Origin of the sequence: Aerolutibacter ruishenii, from assembly GCF_007830115.1 — a bacterium.
GTDB classification, from domain to species: Bacteria; Pseudomonadota; Gammaproteobacteria; order Xanthomonadales; family Xanthomonadaceae; genus Aerolutibacter; species Aerolutibacter ruishenii.
In genome coordinates, this window is record NZ_VLKP01000012.1 from 71,764 (window position 1) to 89,361 (window position 17,598).

At 67.3% G+C, this 17,598-nt stretch carries 16 protein-coding genes and 4 tRNA genes; 11 read left to right on the forward strand and 9 right to left on the reverse strand.

What is annotated here, in order from left to right:
* Positions 1 to 76 precede the first annotated feature (76 nt).
* From creD to IP93_RS13460, 3 genes are read left to right on the forward strand one after another with little or no spacing between them, the layout of a single operon-like run.
* Positions 77 to 1,402: a cell envelope integrity protein CreD gene (gene creD, locus IP93_RS13450; protein ID WP_144816546.1), complete on the forward strand. Its 1,326-nt coding sequence runs from the start codon at positions 77 to 79 to the stop codon at positions 1,400 to 1,402.
* 10 nt (positions 1,403 to 1,412) lie between these two features.
* Entirely contained in the window at positions 1,413 to 2,024 is a 612-nt protein-coding gene (locus IP93_RS13455) for a GNAT family N-acetyltransferase (RefSeq protein ID WP_144816548.1), read from the forward strand.
* Positions 2,021 to 2,911: a carbon-nitrogen hydrolase family protein gene (locus IP93_RS13460; RefSeq protein ID WP_144816550.1), complete on the forward strand. Its 891-nt coding sequence runs from the start codon at positions 2,021 to 2,023 to the stop codon at positions 2,909 to 2,911. Before IP93_RS13455 ends, IP93_RS13460 begins: the two co-directional genes overlap by 4 nt.
* 12 nt (positions 2,912 to 2,923) lie before the next feature.
* Here the strand turns inward: IP93_RS13460 and IP93_RS13465 are convergent, their stop codons facing one another.
* The 7 genes from IP93_RS13465 to IP93_RS13495 all read right to left on the reverse strand — a co-directional run bounded on the left by IP93_RS13465 (position 2,924) and on the right by IP93_RS13495 (position 12,106).
* Positions 2,924 to 3,475: a phosphatase PAP2 family protein gene (locus tag IP93_RS13465; protein WP_144816552.1), complete on the reverse strand. Its 552-nt coding sequence runs from the start codon at positions 3,473 to 3,475 to the stop codon at positions 2,924 to 2,926.
* On the reverse strand, positions 3,453 to 4,598 hold the full coding sequence (locus IP93_RS13470) for a glycosyltransferase family 4 protein (RefSeq protein ID WP_144816554.1): 1,146 nt from the start codon (positions 4,596 to 4,598) through the stop codon (positions 3,453 to 3,455). Before IP93_RS13470 ends, IP93_RS13465 begins: the two co-directional genes overlap by 23 nt.
* 99 nt (positions 4,599 to 4,697) lie before the next feature.
* Positions 4,698 to 6,227, reverse strand: coding sequence for an exopolyphosphatase (gene ppx / locus IP93_RS13475; protein WP_144816556.1), 1,530 nt, complete (start codon positions 6,225 to 6,227; stop codon positions 4,698 to 4,700).
* Positions 6,224 to 8,326, reverse strand: coding sequence for a polyphosphate kinase 1 (gene ppk1, locus IP93_RS13480; RefSeq protein ID WP_144816557.1), 2,103 nt, complete (start codon positions 8,324 to 8,326; stop codon positions 6,224 to 6,226). Before ppk1 ends, ppx begins: the two co-directional genes overlap by 4 nt.
* Positions 8,323 to 9,645 (reverse strand): phosphate regulon sensor histidine kinase PhoR, encoded by a 1,323-nt coding sequence (phoR, locus tag IP93_RS13485; RefSeq protein WP_144816559.1) that lies wholly within the window; start codon positions 9,643 to 9,645, stop codon positions 8,323 to 8,325. Before phoR ends, ppk1 begins: the two co-directional genes overlap by 4 nt.
* A gap of 9 nt (positions 9,646 to 9,654) precedes the next feature.
* Positions 9,655 to 10,350, reverse strand: coding sequence for a phosphate regulon transcriptional regulator PhoB (gene phoB / locus IP93_RS13490; RefSeq protein ID WP_144816561.1), 696 nt, complete (start codon positions 10,348 to 10,350; stop codon positions 9,655 to 9,657).
* Positions 10,351 to 10,519: 169 nt separating this feature from the next.
* Positions 10,520 to 12,106 carry a M48 family metalloprotease gene (locus IP93_RS13495; RefSeq protein WP_144816563.1) on the reverse strand — a complete coding sequence of 529 codons (1,587 nt, stop codon included), beginning with the start codon at positions 12,104 to 12,106 and terminating at the stop codon, positions 10,520 to 10,522.
* 183 nt (positions 12,107 to 12,289) lie between these two features.
* Between IP93_RS13495 and grxC the strand changes: the two genes are divergently transcribed.
* The 4 genes from grxC (at position 12,290) to IP93_RS13515 (ending at position 15,867) form a co-directional block, all read left to right on the forward strand.
* Positions 12,290 to 12,568 carry a glutaredoxin 3 gene (grxC, locus tag IP93_RS13500; protein ID WP_199747233.1) on the forward strand — a complete coding sequence of 93 codons (279 nt, stop codon included), beginning with the start codon at positions 12,290 to 12,292 and terminating at the stop codon, positions 12,566 to 12,568.
* Positions 12,569 to 12,639: 71 nt separating this feature from the next.
* Positions 12,640 to 12,975 (forward strand): carboxymuconolactone decarboxylase family protein, encoded by a 336-nt coding sequence (locus IP93_RS13505; protein WP_425480053.1) that lies wholly within the window; start codon positions 12,640 to 12,642, stop codon positions 12,973 to 12,975.
* Positions 12,976 to 13,256: 281 nt separating this feature from the next.
* Positions 13,257 to 14,270, forward strand: a complete 1,014-nt coding sequence (locus IP93_RS13510; RefSeq protein ID WP_144816576.1) for an isocitrate dehydrogenase — start codon at positions 13,257 to 13,259, stop codon at positions 14,268 to 14,270.
* Between the two features lie 253 nt (positions 14,271 to 14,523).
* A complete protein-coding gene (locus tag IP93_RS13515; RefSeq protein ID WP_144816578.1) occupies positions 14,524 to 15,867 on the forward strand; it encodes a Na+/H+ antiporter NhaC family protein in 1,344 nt (447 codons plus the stop codon).
* Positions 15,868 to 15,895: 28 nt separating this feature from the next.
* On the opposite strand, the gene IP93_RS13520 is transcribed toward IP93_RS13515, so the two are convergent.
* Positions 15,896 to 16,651 (reverse strand): Bax inhibitor-1/YccA family protein, encoded by a 756-nt coding sequence (locus tag IP93_RS13520; RefSeq protein ID WP_158636351.1) that lies wholly within the window; start codon positions 16,649 to 16,651, stop codon positions 15,896 to 15,898.
* Positions 16,652 to 16,803: 152 nt separating this feature from the next.
* On the opposite strand from IP93_RS13520, the gene IP93_RS13525 reads away from it, so the two are divergent.
* The 4 genes from IP93_RS13525 (at position 16,804) to IP93_RS13540 (ending at position 17,221) form a co-directional block, all read left to right on the forward strand.
* Positions 16,804 to 16,880 (forward strand) — tRNA-Pro (locus IP93_RS13525).
* Between the two features lie 35 nt (positions 16,881 to 16,915).
* Positions 16,916 to 16,992: transfer RNA gene (locus IP93_RS13530), tRNA-Arg, on the forward strand.
* Between the two features lie 24 nt (positions 16,993 to 17,016).
* Positions 17,017 to 17,093 (forward strand) — tRNA-His (locus IP93_RS13535).
* Positions 17,094 to 17,145: 52 nt separating this feature from the next.
* Positions 17,146 to 17,221, forward strand: a tRNA-Lys gene (locus IP93_RS13540).
* Between the two features lie 44 nt (positions 17,222 to 17,265).
* On the opposite strand, the gene IP93_RS13545 is transcribed toward IP93_RS13540, so the two are convergent.
* Positions 17,266 to 17,598, reverse strand: a 333-nt coding sequence (locus tag IP93_RS13545; protein WP_144811546.1) for a transposase, incomplete at its 5' end; no start/stop codon positions are given.

The window sequence follows — 17,598 nt, forward strand, 5'->3', positions numbered from 1 at the left end:
TCGCTTCACCGTCGCGCCATCGGTAGCCCACGAAGCCCGCCCATCCTGACCGCGAATTCCATACGGGGAGCGGGTCATGCGGTTCTGGATCAAGTTTGGTTTCGTCTTCGCCATGACGCTGGCGATCCTGGTGCCGTTGGGCCTGATCGACGGCGTCGTCGACGACCGGCAACGCAATCGCGCCGAGGCGGTGGCGCAGATTTCCTCGACCTTCGCCGGCGCTCAGGTGTTTGGCGGACCGGTGCTGGTGGTGCCGTATACCGATTCAGTCGAGGTCGAGGTCGCCGATACGGGAGGCGGCACCCGCAAGGTGCGTCGCGACAGACAGTCCACCTGGACATACTTTCCCGACTCGCTGGACGTGGCCGGGCCGCTGGAACCTTCCACGCGTCGGCTGGGACTGCACTCGGTACGCGTCTACGAATGGGCCGGGCGCGCGGATGCACGCTTCACGTTGGACGTGCCTGCCGCCAGCGATCCACTGGCCAATCGTCGCATCGGCCAACCGTGGTTGAGCTATGGCATCGCCGATGTCCGCGGGTTGCGGGGCACCCCGCGCCTCACCGTGAACGGTGCGCCGACCGCCGTGCTGCAAGGGCAGGGGAGCCGGGACGGCGCGGGCGTGCATGCGCGCCTGCCGGCACCGCAGGCCGGGTCACGCACGAAGCTGTCAGCGCGGCTGGACCTGGTACTGGGTGGCACCGAATCATTGTCGCTGGTGCCGTTGGGATGGCAGAACCGGTTCGCGCTCGATTCCAGCTGGCCGCACCCCCGGTTGGCAGGCAGGTTTCCCGCGAGGCAACCGCGAATCGATGGCGATGGTTTCGCAGCGCAATGGGAGATCCCGGCGCTGGCGGCGGATGCGCAACGGCAGTACCGGAGCGGTCGTGCGCTGGAAGCGATCGACTCGGTCGACGTGTCTTTGGTGGACCCCGTCAACGCGTACACGCAGGCCGACCGCGCCATCAAATACGGGATCCTGTTCGTGCTGCTGACGTTCGTCGGGTTCTTCATGCTGGAACTGCTGCTGCAGCTGCGCATCCACCCGATCCAGTACGGACTGGTGGGCCTGGCGCTTTCGATCTTCTTCCTTCTGCTGGTCAGCCTGAGCGAACACATCGCGTTCGGCCTGGCGTATGCGTTGGCCAGCGCCGCGTGTGTTGGCGTGATCGGTTTCTACCTGTGCCACGTGCTGGGCAGTGCATGGCGTGGCGTCGGGTTCGCACTCATCCTCGGCACGCTGTATGCCGCGTTGTACGGCCTGCTGGTGTCGGAGGACAACGCCTTGCTGCTGGGCTCGCTGCTGTTGTTCGCGATCCTTGCCGGCCTGATGGTCGCCACCCGCAAGGTGGACTGGTATCGGGCGAGTGCGTCGACACCGTCAATCGGTCCGCTGGCCTAGAATCGTCGCCATGAACACACGATCCATCACGCTTCGCACGCTGGTTGGCGATGCCATCGCCCCCTACGTGGATGCCTTGGCCCGGCTGCGCATCCAGGTGTTCCGCGAATGGCCTTACCTGTACCAGGGAAGCGCGGTCTATGAGGCCGACTACCTGCAGGTCTACACCCGCAGCAAGCGCAGCGTCGCCGTGCTGGCCTTCGACGGGGGGCAGGTGGTCGGCGCGTCGACCGGCCTGCCGTTGGAGGAGGAGTCGGCGGCGTTCATCGCGCCGTTCGCGGCGGCGGGATACCCGCCCGCGACCGTGTTCTACTGCGGCGAATCCGTGCTGATGCCGGCGTACCGCGGACAGGGACTCGGGCATCGCTTCTTCGATGAGCGTGAAGCCCATGCGCGCGCGCTGGGAGGCTTTGCATGGACCGCATTCTGTTCGGTCGACCGCGAACCGGCCGACCCGCGCCGGCCGGCGATGCACCGTGACAACGAGCTGTTCTGGCGCAAGCGCGGCTATGCACCCGTGCCGGGCATGCAGGTTGCCCTGCCATGGCCTGAAGTGGGCGCCGATGAGGAGCTGCCGCATACACTGACGTGCTGGACCCGCCCACTGGAGGTCTTCTGGTGAAAGTCGCCGTCGCCAAGTACACCATCGATGCACCTGCCAGCTTCGACGTGTTTGCCCGCAAGCTGTCCGCTTGGCTCGATGAGGCGCGGGTGGCGGGTGCGGACCTGGCGGTGCTGCCGGAGTACCTTTCGCTGGAACTGGCGGCGACCTTCGAGGCCCCGGTGCGCGCCGACCTGCTGGCTTCGCTGGCTGCAACGCAGGAATACCTCCCGCACTGGATGGCCCTGTTCTCGGGCGAGGCGCGCCGTACCGGCATGCACATCGTGGCAGGCAGCTTCCTGCAGGACACCGGACTGGCACGCTTTCGCAATCGCAGTTATCTGTTCTCTCCCGATGGCGGGCACGCGTGGCAGGACAAGCTGCAGCTCACGGGTTTCGAAAAGCAGGCGGGCGTGATCGAGTCCGGGGACGCCCTGGGGGTCTTCGACCTGGGTGACGGTATACGGGCGGCGACCGCCATCTGCTACGACAGCGAGTTCCCACTGCCGGTCCGCGCACAGTGCGAGGCAGGTGCCCGGCTGCTGCTGGTGCCCAGTTGCACCGACACCGAGGCCGGTGCCACGCGGGTGCGCGTGGGTTGCATGGCACGGGCGCTGGAAAATCGCTGTTTCGTCGCGCAGTCGGTCACGGCCGGCGATGCGCCGTGGAGTCCCGCGCTGGACACCAACACGGGTGAAGCGGCGATCTACGCGCCGATGGACGCCGGACTGCCCGCCGATGGCGTGCTGGCGAGAACCGAGGGAGCGCAGCACTGGGCGGTCGCGGACCTGGACTTCGAAGCCTTGTCCGCAACCCGCGTGCGGGCCCAGGTCGCGGTCGATGGCGACTGGCCGGCGCAGTTCCGCCCGGGTATCACGCGCGCCCGCATGGCACGGTTCTCCCGCTGAGGGATCCCGCCGTCAAGCGAACAGCGACACGCCAGGCACCAGCCACAACGACAGCCCGGCCAATGCCGAGCCGATCGCGGTGGCGGCCAGCACGTCGCTGGGATAGTGCAGTCCCAATGCCACGCGCGAGGCGGCCACGCTGGCCGTGAACGGCACCAGCACCCAGCCCAGCATGGGGTAATGCGCCAGCGCCACCAGCGTGAACGCGACCGCGTGCAGGGTGTGCCCGGACGGGAAGCTGAATTCGTCCAGTGGCGCCACCCACGCCTGGATGCGGCGGTCCGACGCGAACGGACGTGGTCGCCTGGTCCAGTGCTTGAGCGCCCGATAGAGCGCCAGGGCAATGACGCCGGTGGCCGCCAGATGGGCGGACGCAGCCAGTCCGTCCATGCCATCGGCCAGCACCAGCAACCCCATCAGCACGTACCAGAACACGCCGTCGCCCAGCCGGCTCATCGCGGAGAAGTACGCCCGGGAGGCGCCGCGCGCGCACAGGCGGTTGACCCGCAAGCACCAGCCGGACTCGCCGGCAACGAACCTTTCACGCCATGGCAGTCGATGCATTGCGCCCTCCCGTCCGCAGGCCTTGCAGGATGTCGTCGAAATCGGAAGCGACCTGTTCGGGGCGCAGCCCCTCCACCGCGCGACGGGCCGCGACTGCCATCGCATCGCGGGTGGCGCCTTCGGTCGCGATGCGGACTGCCTCCCGGATGAATTGTGCGTCGTCTCCGCGCGCCACCGCGGCGCCATGCACGCCATGGTGCAGGTGCTCGCGCGCGGCACCGTAGTCGAACGCCACGGTCGCCACGCCGCTTGCCATGGCTTCCAGCGTCACGTTCCCGAACGTTTCGCTGTGGCTCGGGAACAGGAAGAGATCGCCGCTGGCGAAATGCCGCGCAAGCGCGTCGCCGCGCTGCACGCCGGCAAAAATGAAGTCTGGGTTCGCCGCCTGCAACCGGGCCTGTGCCGGGCCACTGCCCACCCAGACGAACCGTGCATCGGGCCGTTGCGCCTGCACCGCGCGGAACGCGTGCACGGCCAGGTCGAGGTTCTTCTCCGGTGCAATGCGACCTACGTAGACCACCACGAGCGAGTCCGGCGTGGCGCCCCAGCGCGTGCGGATGTCCTGGTCCCGGCGTCCGGGGTGGAATTGCGTGGTATCGACAGCGCGCGATAGCTGCACCACGTTCTCGAAGCGTCGGTCGCGAAGAAAGCCGGCCAATTCGCGCGTGGGCACCAGGGTGGCATTGCCGGTATTGTGGAAGCGCCGCATCCATGCCAGCGCCGGCCCCTCGAGGAAGCCAACGCCATAGTCGCGCATGTACTCGTCGAAGCGCGTATGGAATCCGGTCGCCGCGGGAATGCCCAGTTGTCGTGCGGCGCGCAGGGCGGACCAGCCCAGCGGCCCTTCGGTGGCGACGTAGACGGCGTCGGGTCGGGCCGTGCGCCAGTGGCGGATGAGGCGTCCCGTGACCGGCAGTCCAAAACGCAGGCCCGGGTAACGCGGGATGGGAAGGCCGGGCGTCAGCAGTTCATGGCTGGCGCCCACGCGTTCCGCGCGCTGCCGCGGTCGCGCAACGTCCACTGCATGCCCGCGCGCGCGCAATCCATGCTCCAGGCCCTGCACGGTCAGCGCCACGCCGTTTACTTCCGGCGGGTAGGTCTCGGTGACGATGGCATAGCGCATGCGCTGCTCCCGGTTTGGGAGAGCGTGGCGCACCCTGGTTAACCCGGGGTGTCAGCAACATGACCGCGGGGTGACCGCGATCGTGGCATGGTCATGCGCTCAGTCCATCTCGATCTTCAGTGCCACGCCAAGCCCGGCCATGTCCTCCGGTTCGCCCAGCAGGTCGGCCTTCAGCAGCGGCCGGGCATCGAGCCAGCGTTTGGACAGGGTCAGCGTCAGGCCCGTAGGCGAGGCGACGGCGTCCAACCGGGGAATGGGCGTGGCCTCGTGCGCGCGATGGACCAGCACGGCCAGGCGCAGCAACGCAGCGCTGCGTCTCGCCGCGCCCAGCAGGCGGTCCGGCAGGGCGTCGAATGCGTTCTTGGGCACCTTCCGGCGGTGCGTGCGTACCAGGGCTGCGAGGAACTGTTGCTGCTGGCGCGAGAACCCAGCGATGTCGGAATTTTCCAGCACGTACGAGCCATGCACGTGGTATTGGCTGTGGGCAATGACCAGCCCGAGTTCGTGCAGCATTGCCGCGCGTCGCAACAGGACGCGGTCGTCCTCGTCCAGTTGCCAGGCGTCGGCGACCTGGTCGAACAGGTGCATGAGCGTGGCCTCCACGCGGGCCGCCTGTGCCTGATCGATGCCGTAGCGCTGCATGAGCGCCGCCACCGCCGCATCGCGCGGGTCGTGCGCGCCCCCACGGCCAACCATGTCGTACAGCACGCCTTCGCGCATGGCGGCCTTGCTCACGGCCATGCGCTCCAGTCCCAGGGCATTGAACGCCGCCTCCAGGATCAGGACGCCGCCGGCAATGATCGGGCGGCGTTCCGCCGACAATCCCGGCAGGTCGATGGCGTCGATGCGGTCGGCCTCCAGCAGGCGGTCGCGCACCACCGGCAATGCCTGCGCCGTGATCGCACCCTTGGTCAGCTTCATCGCCGCGCAGATATCGCCAATGGCCTTGTTGGTGCCCGACGCCCCCAGCGCCTCCTGCCAGCCCAGCGCACGGTAGGTGCCGGCGAACTGCTGGAACTCGGCGGAGACTTCCGCCAGCGCCTCCTTCCAGCGCTTGCGGGACAGCTTGCCGTTCTCGAAGAAGCGGCGGGTGGTGGCGATGCATCCCAGTTGCAGGCTCTCGCGCTCCAGGGCATCGAAACCCCGGCCGATGATGAACTCGGTCGAGCCACCGCCGATGTCGATCACCAGGCGCAACTGGCCATCCTTCGGCGGCTGCGCGTGCGCGACGCCAAGGTAGATCAGGCGCGCCTCCTCGCGGCCGGCGACCACTTCGATGGCGTGGCCCAAAGCGCTTTCGGCCGGCATCAGGAACGCCTGGGGGGCCGCAAGCCGACGCACCGTGTTGGTGGCGATCGCGCGCACGTGCGAGGGCGGCACATCGCGAAGGCGCTGGCCAAAGCGCGCCAGGCATTCCAGTGCCCGGTCGCGAACCGCGGGGTCCATGCCGCCTTTGCGATCCAGGCCCTCGGCCATGCGTACCGTCTCGCGCAGGCGGTCCACCACGCGCAGTTGCCCCAGCAACTGCTGGGCCACCACCATGTGGAAGCTGTTGGAGCCCAGGTCGACGGCGGCGAGCAGGTCGCCGTCCTTCAGTGGGAGGCGTGCGGCATGGAGGACGGCGTTCATCCGCAGATTTTCGCCAATAAACTGGCCTGTGCGGAATGGGGTGGCTCCCCTTCGGCGGGTTGCAGCCGCTCGTAGTGGCCATCGGGATGCAGGACCCAGGCGGCCACGTTGTCGCGCAGGTAGTTGTCAAGCGCTTCGTCGAACACCCGTTGTGCCAACGCCGGGTCACGTATCGGGAAGCCCGTCTCCACGCGGCGCAGCAGGTTCCGCTCCAGCCAGTCGGCACTGGAGCACAGCAGGTCCGGCTCACCGTCATTGGCGAACCAGTACACCCGGTGGTGCTCCAGGAAGCGACCCACGATGGAACGCACGCGGATGTTCTCCGAGATGCCGGGCACCCCCGGGCGCAGCGTGCAGGCGCCGCGGACGATCAGGTCGACCTGCACGCCCGCCTGCGACGCGCGATACAGCGCCCGCACCACCTGCGGCTCGTTGAGCGCGTTCATCTTGGCGATGATCCGCGCCGGCCTTTCCGCCTTGGCATGCCTCGTCTCGCGGTCGATGCGCTTGAGCACGCCCGAGTGCAGGGTGAATGGCGACTGCAGCAGGCACTTGAGCCTGATCGCGGGTGCGAGCCCGGAGAGCTGCTGGAACACCAGGTTCACGTCGCTGCCCAGCTCCGGGTCGGCGGTGATCAGGCCGAAGTCGGTGTAAACCCGCGCCGTGCCCGTGTGGTAGTTGCCGGTGCCCAGGTGCGTATAGCGCTGCAGCTTGCGGCCTTCCCGGCGCACGATCAGCATCATCTTGGCGTGCGTCTTGTAGCCCACCACGCCATACACCACCTGCACGCCGGCCTCCTGCAGGCGGTCGGCCAGGCCCAGGTTGGCCTCCTCGTCGAATCGCGCACGCAGCTCCACCACCGCGGTCACGTCCTTGCCGTTGCGTGCCGCCTGCACCAGGTGTTCGACGATCGGTGAATCCTTGCCCGCCCGGTACAACGTCTGCTTGATCGCCAGTACGTTGGGATCCTCGGCGGCCTGGCGGAGCAGCTCCAGCACGGGGCTGAACGCATCGAACGGATGGTGCAGCAACATGTCACCCTGCGACACGGTGTCGAACATCGAATCGATGCCGGCGGGGACGCGCTGGTGGAACGGGGTGAATTTCAGGTCCGGGCGCTGCACCAGGTCGTACACCTGGATCACGCGATTGAGGTTCACCGGCCCGTTGATGCGGTACACCGCATGCTCGGCCAGGTCGAAGTTCTCCAGCAACATGCGCACGATCGCGTCCGGGCACTGCTCGGCGATCTCCAGCCGCACCGCGCGCAGGTAGCCGCGGCCGACCAGTTCGTCACGCAACGCCAGCGCGATGTTGTCCACCTCTTCCTCGTCGACCAGCAGCTCGGAATTGCGGGTCACGCGGAACTGGTAAGCCCCTTTTACCTGCATGCCGGGGAACAGTTCGTCGACGAACGCCGAGAGCATGGCGGACAGGAACACGAAGTCATTCTTGCCGCCGGAGATCTCCTCCGGGATCTGGATGATGCGCGGCAGCGAGCGTGGCGCCCGGACGATGGCGTGGTTCCCCGCGCGACCAAACGCGTCCTTGCCTTCCACCACCACCACGATGTTGAGCGACTTGTTGAGGATCTTGGGGAAGGGGTGCGCCGGATCCAGGCCCAGGGGCGAAAGGACCGGCATGATCTCGTCACGGAAACAGTTGCGCAGCCATTCCGTCTGCTGCTCGTTCCATGATTCGCGGGCCAACACGCGCACGCCGGCATCGGCCAGCGCGGGGCGCAGCACGTCGTTCCAGCAGGCGTACTGCTGCTGCACCAGGTCGGCCGCCCGGTCGTGGATGCGCCCAAGTACCGTCGCTGGCGCCAATCCGTCCGCCCCCGGTGCCAGCCCCAGGTCGTGTGCGTGGTGCAGGCTGCCGGCACGGATCTCGAAGAATTCGTCCAGGTTGGTGCAGGAGATGCACAGGTAGCGCAACCGCTCCAGCAGCGGCACCTGGGGATCCATCGCCTGTGCCAACACCCGGAAGTTGAAATCCAGTTGTGATACTTCGCGGTTGAAATACAGCGATCGGTCGCGCAGCGGATCGCGCTCCGGCGCGGAGTCCGCGATCTTGGTCGCTGGTGGCTGGAGGTTCATGGCAATACCTCGATGGCCTCGCGCGGGCGCACGCGTTCGGCACCAAAATGACACGAAAACGTGCTGCCGCGGCCAACTTCGCTGGTCACCTGCAGGCGGGCCTGGTGCAGGTTCAGCACGTGCTTGCAGATGGCCAGGCCCAGCCCGGTGCCGCCGCTCTCGCGCGAACGGCTGGTGGACACGCGGTAGAACCGTTCGGTCAGGCGGGGCAGGTGGTTGGGCGGAATTCCGTAGCCGGTATCGCTTACTTCAAGCACGGCACCCGATCCTTCACGGCGAAAGCGGATGTGCACGCTGCCCCCGGCCGGGGTATAGCGGATCGCATTGCTGACCAGGTTGGAAAACGCGCTGTGCAGCTCCTTGTGGCCACCCCACAGGTCGAGGCCCTCGCTGCTGTCATCCACCGTGACCTCGTGCTTGCCCTGGCTGAGCGCGTTGGCCTCGCGTGCCAGCGTGGTGAGCATCGCCCCCATTGCGATGTTCTCCTCCTCCGGCAGGCTGCCCTGCGATTCCAGTCGCGACAGTGTGAGCAGGTCCTCCACCAGCTGGGTCATGCGCTGCGATTGCCGCTGCATCTCGGCCAGCATGGGGGCCCAGTCGGGGTGCTCCTCCGGGTCGAGCATGTCCAGGTAGCCATGGACCACGGTCAGCGGGGTGCGCAGCTCGTGCGATACGTTCGCCACGAAGTCACGGCGCATCTGCTCCAGGTGCAGCATCCGGCTCACGTCGCGCGCGACCAGCAACCAGAGGTTCTCCGAGTACGGGATCAGGCGCAGGCTCAGCGTCACCGAGGAGTTGACGGGCGATGGCACTTCCAGTGTTTCCGCATGGCGACCGGCCGCCAGCCAATGCGCCAGCGGCAAGGGCTGCAGGCGCTGGACCAGTGGCGCCCCCATGTCCTCGGGGTATTGCATGCCCAGCAACGGCTTGCAGGCGGCGTTGAACCACAGCACCCGCTGGCTCAACCGGTCCACCACGACGATGGCGTCGGGCAGGGCGGCCGCGGCGGCGCGGTAGGCGCGCAGCATCTCGATCAGCCGGCGCTTGCGCGAGCGCATCTCCGACTGGCCGCGGTACAGCAACCGGTCCAGTTCATTCCATACGCCGTCACCCAGGGGCGGCGTGAGCCGCTGGCGCGCCGTCAGCCGCAGCAGCACCCTGCGCAGGCGCCAGTAATGCCATGCGACCACGCCCAGTGCCGCGCACGTGACCACCTGCCACGGATGGCCCAGGGCCATGCCGATGGCGGCCGCGGCCAGCAGGACCATGGCCAGTTGGCCCAGCGTCTTCAACCAGGCGGAACGGGTGCGAGGAGGCATGGCCCCAGTCTAGACGGCCAGCGAGGCGGAAAACCGGTAACCGGCGCCGCGCACGGTCTGCACCATGCCGTCGATCTGGTGTGGCTCCAGCGTCTTGCGCAGCCGGCGGATGTGCACGTCCACCGTACGCTCCTCCACGTACACGCTGCCGCCCCAGACATGGTCCAGCAGCTGGGTGCGGGTATAGACCCGTTCCGGGTGGGTCATGAAGAAGTGCAGCAGGCGGTATTCGGTCGGGCCGATCTGCACCGGCTGGTCGCCGGCGAACACCCGGTGCGCGGCGCCGTCGATGCGCAGCGGCCCCACCGTCACGCTGCCGTCCTCGTCGTCCTCGCGCGAGCGGCGCAGTACGGCGCGGATGCGGGCCAGTAACTCGCGGGCGGAGAAGGGCTTGACCACGTAGTCGTCGACGCCGGCCTCGAGCCCGCCCACGCGGTCGTTCTCCTCGCCGCGCGCGGTGAGCATGATGATCGGGATCTCGCGGGTCAGCGATTCCTTGCGCCAGCGCCGGGCCAGTTCCAGGCCACTGGTGCCCGGCAGCATCCAGTCCAGCAGGATCAGGTCCGGCACATGGTCGGCGATGGCGGCCTGCGCTTCGCGCGCGTCGCCGGCGTGGACCGGCTCGTACTCGCCTTTGCGAAGGGCAAAGGACACCATGTCGCGAATCGCGGGTTCGTCTTCGACAATCAGGATGCGCTTCTGCACGCGGGCACCGATAGGGAGTTGGCTGTGGAGGCTTCCGGCGGACCTGCGCCACGCCCGGCGTATGGCCACCTGCGGCACGTCCAGTGTCGCCGGAGCCCTGGCGGGCCACCTGAAGCCGTGCCAGTACACTACCGTTTCGTGACGCCAATGTGACAACGTCTTGCCGTTGTCATCGACGGTCGAGGACCTCGTCGCGCACGCCCAGGCGCCGTAGCTCGAGCACCACCGGGGTGATCGCCGCGATCCGCGACTCGATCCGCGCGCGGGCGTAATAATCCAGCTCCGGGCGCTTCTTGAGGGTGTTCAGCTGCACGAGTGCCTGCTCCGGGCGACCGCCCAGGAAGGCGGCTTCGGCGTATGCCTCACCCGCGCGCACCGGGTCGCCGGCGATCTCGCTGGCACGGGCGAACGTACGCTGGAACGCCGGGTCGTCGGTTGCGCGCGACAGCTGCGGTCGCAATAGCGCCTGGGCGCGCTTGCCGGCCTCCACGGTGTTGCGTTCGGCTAGCGCCCTGGCATAGGTGAGCGCGATGGCGCGATCATCCGGAAAACGCTGGATCAGTGACTCGAAGCGGGTATCCGCCTGGGCATGGCGCCCCGATTTGGCCTCGGCCTCGGCCATCGCCAGTTCCAGCCACTCATCGCCCGGGACCTCGACCAGCAGGCCCTGCAGCAGGTCCGCGGCCGCCGCCGGCTCGTTGGCTCGCAGGCGGGCAATCGCCATGCCATAACGCTGCGCAATATCCAGTTTGCCGGCCTTCGCCAGGCGCTCGTACTCCGTCACCGCCTCGCGCGGCGTATCGGCGCTGAGTACCCGCAGGCGCTCGCGGGCAAAATCGAAGCGGCCAGTGTCGCCGGATTTCAGGACGCTGCGTCCGACCTGCAGTCCCTGCGGCAGCAGCGGGTTGAGGCTGGCGCGGGGAGCGGGCAGCGTGGTCGGCGAATTCCCCGCGATCTGTCGAGCGCGGTCCTTGGCCTCGCTGATGCGGGTGGTGGTGACCGGGTGGGTCATCAGGAACTCGGGGGCATCGGTACCGTAGTAATTGGCGCCGTTGGCCCGCGACCGCTGTTGCAGCTTGCCGAAGAAGTCGGCAATGGCCATGGGGTCGTAGCCGGTGCGGGCCAGCGACTGGATGCCCAGCCGGTCTGCTTCATGCTCGTTGGAGCGGGTGTAATCGATCTGCCGCTGTTGCATCAGCCCCATCCCGGAGACCATGGCCGCCTGGGCCGCGTCATCGGAGGAGTTGCCACCGGCCGACTGCGCCACGACGATGGCGCCCAGCATGGCCAGCAGGATCGGCAACTGGTCCTTCTGGGCGCGCTCCACCGCGCGCAGCACGTGGTCCTGCGTCACGTGGGCGATTTCATGCGCCAGCACGCCGGCCACCTCGTCCTCGCGGTCGGCGGCCAGCACCAGGCCGGCATTCACGCCGATGTAGCCGCCCAGCGTGGCGAATGCGTTGATCTCGCGCTGGCGCATCATGAAGAAAGTGTACGACTGCCGCGAGTTGTCGCTGCTTGCGCCCAGTCGCGAGCCCATCGAGTCCAGCCAGCTTTCCACCAGCGGGTCCTCGAGGATGTAGTCGTAGTGGCGCAGTTGCGCCAGCATCATTCCGCCGTACTCCTCCTGCTGGGCCGGGGTCGCCAGTTCGCCTGCCGAGGAGCCGATGTCCGGCAGCTGGGTCTGCTGGGCAGGCGCCCCCAGGCTGGCAAGCGCGAAGGTCAGGGCGGCGGTGAGCGGTAAAGTGCGGCGCAAGCGGGCGTCCTTTCGGTAGGGCGGGCGGGTGCCTGGCCAGCATGACGCTTCCCGGGGTCGCCCGGGTGAATCGGCGGTTAAGCACCCCAGTGTTCTACTGGTGTTCCACTGGTGTTGTGGAAAACCGGCCAGAGCAGGCCCATATTCGACCACAGCCCTCCCCACGAGTTCACGGAGCCAGTCTTGAGCCAGTCAACCACCCCCGCGATCACCATCTACTCCACCGCCATCTGCCCGTATTGCGTGGCGGCCAAGAACTTCCTCAAGAGCAAGGGGCAGTCGTGGACGGAAGTCCGCATCGACCTTGACCCGGCCGAGCGCGAGAAGATGGTCGCCCTGACGCAGCGCACCAGCGTGCCGCAGATCTTCATCGGCGACACCCACATTGGCGGTTACGACGACATGATCGCACTGCACCGTGCCGGCGGCCTGGAACCGCTGCTGGCCGAGGTTTCCGCGTGAGCGGCAGCCCGGACAACGCTGGTCCCGGGAGCAGCGACCGCGTCGCCGAGTTCACCGCGTTCCGCAAGCGGATGAACGAACGCATCCTCGCCGAGCCCAACCAGGTGGTGCGGCGCTTCTTCGCGCTCGACACCCAGACCTACCAGGCGGGCGCGCTGGACGTGAAGACCAAGGAACTGCTGGGCCTGGTCGCCTCGCTGGTGCTGCGTTGCGACGACTGCATCAGCTACCACGTGGCCCAGTGCAGGGAGGCGGGGGTCAACCGCGACGAAATGTTCGAGACCTTCTCGGTGGGCCTGGTGGTGGGCGGTTCCATCGTCATCCCGCACCTGCGCCGCGCCGTTGATTTCCTCGACCGGCTGGAGCAGGGCGAGGCCGGGGCGCCCGCCGGACACGACCACGGTTGAGCCGCGCCGGCCTTCGTTGGCCTGCCGCGCGGGAGGCCGGAGGGTGGGACCCTTGACCTGTTCGGGGTCCGATCCCTCGCTCCCCTATGCCGTGACTCAATCCCGTAGTCCGAATGACCGCTCCGCTCAAAGCGCCGTGCCACAAGGCTTCCAGCCCGTACTCCGACCATTGGCCAATGGTTGCACCTGAAAAGAACGGGCGATTTCGGGCATAATTCGGCGGTTAACCATCCGGCGCCGTACTTCCCCCGCGGCGCCCATCAGTCGGAAGAAAACCCCCTATGACCCAGACGATTACGGTCATCCGTGGCGACGGCATCGGCCCGGAGATCATGGACGCCACCCTGCACGTGCTCGACGCGATGAACCTCGGCCTGCAGTACGAGTTCGCCGACGCCGGCCTGGTCGCGCTGGAGAAGCACGGTGAGCTGCTGCCACAGGCCACCATGGACTCCATCCGCAAGAACCGCATCGCGCTGAAGTCGCCGCTGACCACCCCGGTGGGCGAGGGTTTCTCCTCGATCAACGTCGAGCTGCGCAAGCGCTTCGACCTGTACGCCAACGTGCGTCCGGCCAAGTCGTTCCCCAACACCAAGTCGCGCTTCCCGTCGGGCGTGGACCTGATCACCGTGCGCGAGAACACCGAAGGTGCCTACATCGGCGAGGGCCAGGCCCTGTCCGAGGACGGCGAAGTCGCCACCCTGACCCAGAAGATCACCCGCCGCGGCTCCGAGCGCATCGTGCGCTACGCCTTCGAGCTGGCCCGCAAGACCGGCCGCAAGAAGGTCACCGTGGTGCACAAGGCCAACATCCTCAAGTCCACCTCGGGCCTGTTCCTGAAGACCGCGCGCGCCGTGGCCGCCGAGTACCCGGACATCGAGTGCAACGAGATGATCGTGGACAACACCTGCATGCAGCTGGTGATGCGCCCGGAGCAGTTCGACATCATCGTCACCACCAACCTGTTCGGCGACATCATCTCCGACCTGTGCGCCGGCCTCGTCGGCGGCCTGGGCCTGGCCCCGGGTGCCAACATCGGCACCGATGCCGCGATCTTCGAGGCCGTGCACGGCACCGCCCCGGACATCGCCGGGCAGGGCAAGGCCAACCCGTGCGCGCTGCTGCTGGGCGCCGCGCAGATGCTCGACCACCTTGGCCTGCCGGAGAAGGCGACCAGGCTGCGCGAGGCGATCATCGCCACGCTCGAGGCCAAGGACAACCTGACCCCCGACCTGGGCGGCACGGGCACGACGCAGACCTTCGCCGAGGCGATCTCCAGGCGCGCGACGGCCTGAGGCGAGGCAAGGCAGGGAGTTTCCGCTCCCGGTTGGCGGGGCGCCTTTGGGCGCCCCGTTTCGTTTCCGCCCGGCAACGCGCGGCGGTCGGATGGGCCGCAGTGAGCAGGACAGTGGCCAACCTGGCCGAGCATGCCGCTTCCGCCGCCTGAACGGCTCATGGACGGTAGCGGAGCGTTCCACTGACGGCCTCGACAGGCCGATCCGCGAAGCCCAGAATGACTGCCTTTGTTCTGTCCATTCGGATGAAGCGATGAATGATGCCGTCCGCCCCAGCGCGCTCGCGCTGACGCCGCTGCTGCTGTTCCTGGCGCTGTTTTTCGGCGCCGGCATGTATTTCACCGCGCAGGGCGAGCCGATGGGCTTCTACCAATTGCGTGCGCCGGTAGCGATCCTGCCAGCGCTGGCACTGGGTGCCTGGCTGGCCTGGCGACGCGGCGTGCGGCCCGTCGACACCCTGCTGGCGGGCATGGGCCACGCCAACGTCATGCTCATGTGCCTGGTGTTCCTGCTGGCAGGCGCGTTCGCCACCGTGTCCAAGGCCATTGGCGCGGTCGATGCGGTGGTCGCGATCGGGTTGGGTAGCCTGCCTCCGGCGCTGATCCTGCCGGGGTTGTTCCTGGTGGCCAGCTTCGTGGCGCTGGCCATCGGCACGTCGATGGGCACGATCGCTGCGGTCGTGCCGATTGCGCTGGGCGTGTCCGATGCCGCGGGCCTGGACGCCGGACTGGTGTTGGGCGCGGTGGTCGGTGGTGCGATGTTCGGCGACAACCTGTCGGTGATCTCCGACACCACCATCGCGGCGACCCGCAGCCAGGGGTGCCGCATGCGCGACAAGTTCCGGGAGAACTTCAAGATCGCGCTGCCGGCGGCCATCGCGACCGTGGCGTTGATGGCCATGATGGGCGATACGGCCCCCGTGGCCCCGCCCGACAGCGATGCCAGCGGATGGCTGGTGCTGCCCTACGTGATCGTGCTGGGCCTGGCGCTGGCCGGCCTGGATGTGGTGCTCGTGCTCAGCATCGGCCTGGCGCTGTCCGGCCTGTTTGGCCTGTTCCTGGGCGATGGGTACGATGCGGTCGCATTTGCCGGGGACATCTATGCCGGTTTCGAGAGCATGGTCGAGATCACCCTGCTGTCGATCATGATCGGCGGCCTGGCCGAACTGATCCGGGTGACCGGCGGCCTGGCGTGGCTTGCGCAGGTCATCGCGCGTTTCGCGCGCGGCCACACCGGCCGCCGTTCGGGCGAAGCCAGCATCGCGGCATTGGCGGTCGGCGCGGATGCCCTGACCGCCAACAACACCGTGGCCATCCTCGTCACCGGCAGCCTGGCCAAGGACATCGCCGAACGCCACGACATCAGCCCGCGCCGCAGCGCCAGCCTGCTCGACATCTTCTCGTGCGTCACCCAGGGCGTGTTGCCGTATGGCGCGCAGATACTGCTGGCTGCATCGCTGGCGGGGCTGTCGCCATTGGCGATCGCCGGCAAGGTGTACTACTGCTGGCTGTTGGCCGCGGCGGCGGTGGTATTCATCCTGCTGCCCTCGCGCCATCGGGGCGGTGTGGTTGCCGAGTCCCCGGCTTCGAGGACCTGAACTTCCCACGCAAAGCCTGGCGCCGGCGTCAGTCGCGCGACTGCAGCTTCGACAGCAGGCGCAGTATCTCCAGGTACAGCCACACCAGCGTCACCAGCAGGCCGAACGCCGCGTACCACTCCATGTACTTCGGCGCACGCTGCTCCACGCCGCTCTCGATGAAGTCGAAGTCCAGCACCAGGTTGAGTGCGGCGACCACCACCACGAAGCCGGAGAAGGCGATGCCCATCAGCCCGCTGTCGTGGATGAACGGCATCGACTTGCCGAAGAAGCCCATGCCGATGTTGACCAGGTAGAGCAGGGCGATACCGCCGGTGGCGGCCACCACGCCCAGCTTGAAGTTCTCGGTGGCCTTGATCAGCCCGCTGCGGTACGCCAGCAGCAGTGCGGCCAGCGTGCCGAAGGTCAGGCCCACGGCCTGCATCACGATGCCCGGGAACTTCAGTTCGAACATCGCCGAGATCGCGCCGATGAACAGCCCCTCCAGCGCCGCATACAGCGGGGCGGTCACCGGCGCCCAGGTCTTCTTGAAGATCGTCACCAGCGACACCACGAAGCCGCCCAGCCCGCCGACCAGCACGTAGGGCATCAGGTTGGCGGCGCCATTGCTGCTGAAAAACAGCGACCAGGTGTACAGCGCGCCGGCCAGGGTCAGCACCAGCAGGAACGCGGTCTTGTTGACCGTGCCGTTCAGGGACATCGCGTCCTGCGCGCCACTGACGACGCTGCCTGTGCCGAGGTCGAGGAAGGTGCTGTCCTTCAAGGCGGGGTTGCCACTGCGCATGTCTGCTCCTTGGGTCTGTCGGTGCTGCGATCCAGTCGAGAGCATACAGGCGCACCCGGAAGGGCGGGCTGGAAATGCCGCATTGACAGGCTGGCTGGGGCGGCCGAGAATAGTCGACCTTTCGCGGTGCTGGCGCACCTCGGAAGCTGGCCCGGGGCATAGCGCAGTCTGGTAGCGCATCTGGTTTGGGACCAGAGGGTCGGGGGTTCGAATCCCTCTGCCCCGACCATTTGAGTTGCACGCCTCGGCTAAGATGTCCGCCACGCGCCCGTAGCTCAACTGGATAGAGCACCGGCCTTCTAAGCCGGTGGTTGCAGGTTCGATTCCTGCCGGGCGCGCCAGAGCCGGCGGGGTTGTTGCATATGGTGGCTGTAGCTCAGTTGGTTAGAGTACTGGATTGTGATTCCAGATGTCGGGGGTTCGAATCCCCTCAGCCACCCCAACTATTTGCGAAGCGGAAATTTTCTGCTAGAGTTCCGCTCCTAAGTTGTTCCGGGCCGTTAGCTCAGTTGGTAGAGCAGTTGACTCTTAATCAATAGGTCCAAGGTTCGAATCCTTGACGGCCCACCAATCCCGGAAAGGCACCTGGCGACAGGTGCCTTTTTCCTGGTTCTTCACCCAAGTCCGGGGAAGGCAGCCCGGATCTTCAGGAAGAAATAGGCGTCATCGCGGTAGCCGTAGGCGATGCGCTTGATGACCTTGATTCTGTTGTTGATGCCTTCCAGAAGGCCTGTATGCATGGGCCAGCGCACCCGGCTGACGATGCCGCGCCAATAAGGCCTCAGGCACTTGGCGAAGTGGATCAGGGCCGGGATGCCACTTTCATGGGCATGGCGTAGCCACTGTTTCCATGCACGACGCCACGTTTGCGCCGTTGGGGCGTTCCACAGTGCCTTGAGCTGCTCTTTCATCACGTAGACCACCATGAGCGGTTGGTTGGCCTCCAG

Bases quoted from the DNA above. Each gene is read 5' to 3' on its own strand.
- IP93_RS13520 (WP_158636351.1), bottom strand. From the start codon at position 16,651: ATGCGCAGTGGCAACCCCGCCTTGAAGGACAGCACCTTCCTCGACCTC.
- IP93_RS13465 (WP_144816552.1), bottom strand. From the start codon at position 3,475: ATGCATCGACTGCCATGGCGTGAAAGGTTCGTTGCCGGCGAGTCCGGC.
- phoR (WP_144816559.1), bottom strand. From the start codon at position 9,645: ATGCCTCCTCGCACCCGTTCCGCCTGGTTGAAGACGCTGGGCCAACTG.
- IP93_RS13510 (WP_144816576.1), top strand. From the start codon at position 13,257: ATGACCCAGACGATTACGGTCATCCGTGGCGACGGCATCGGCCCGGAG.
- ppx (WP_144816556.1), bottom strand. From the start codon at position 6,227: ATGAACGCCGTCCTCCATGCCGCACGCCTCCCACTGAAGGACGGCGAC.
- ppk1 (WP_144816557.1), bottom strand. From the start codon at position 8,326: ATGAACCTCCAGCCACCAGCGACCAAGATCGCGGACTCCGCGCCGGAG.
- IP93_RS13470 (WP_144816554.1), bottom strand. From the start codon at position 4,598: ATGCGCTATGCCATCGTCACCGAGACCTACCCGCCGGAAGTAAACGGC.
- creD (WP_144816546.1), top strand. From the start codon at position 77: ATGCGGTTCTGGATCAAGTTTGGTTTCGTCTTCGCCATGACGCTGGCG.
- IP93_RS13455 (WP_144816548.1), top strand. From the start codon at position 1,413: ATGAACACACGATCCATCACGCTTCGCACGCTGGTTGGCGATGCCATC.
- IP93_RS13505 (WP_425480053.1), top strand. From the start codon at position 12,640: ATGAACGAACGCATCCTCGCCGAGCCCAACCAGGTGGTGCGGCGCTTC.
- IP93_RS13515 (WP_144816578.1), top strand. From the start codon at position 14,524: ATGAATGATGCCGTCCGCCCCAGCGCGCTCGCGCTGACGCCGCTGCTG.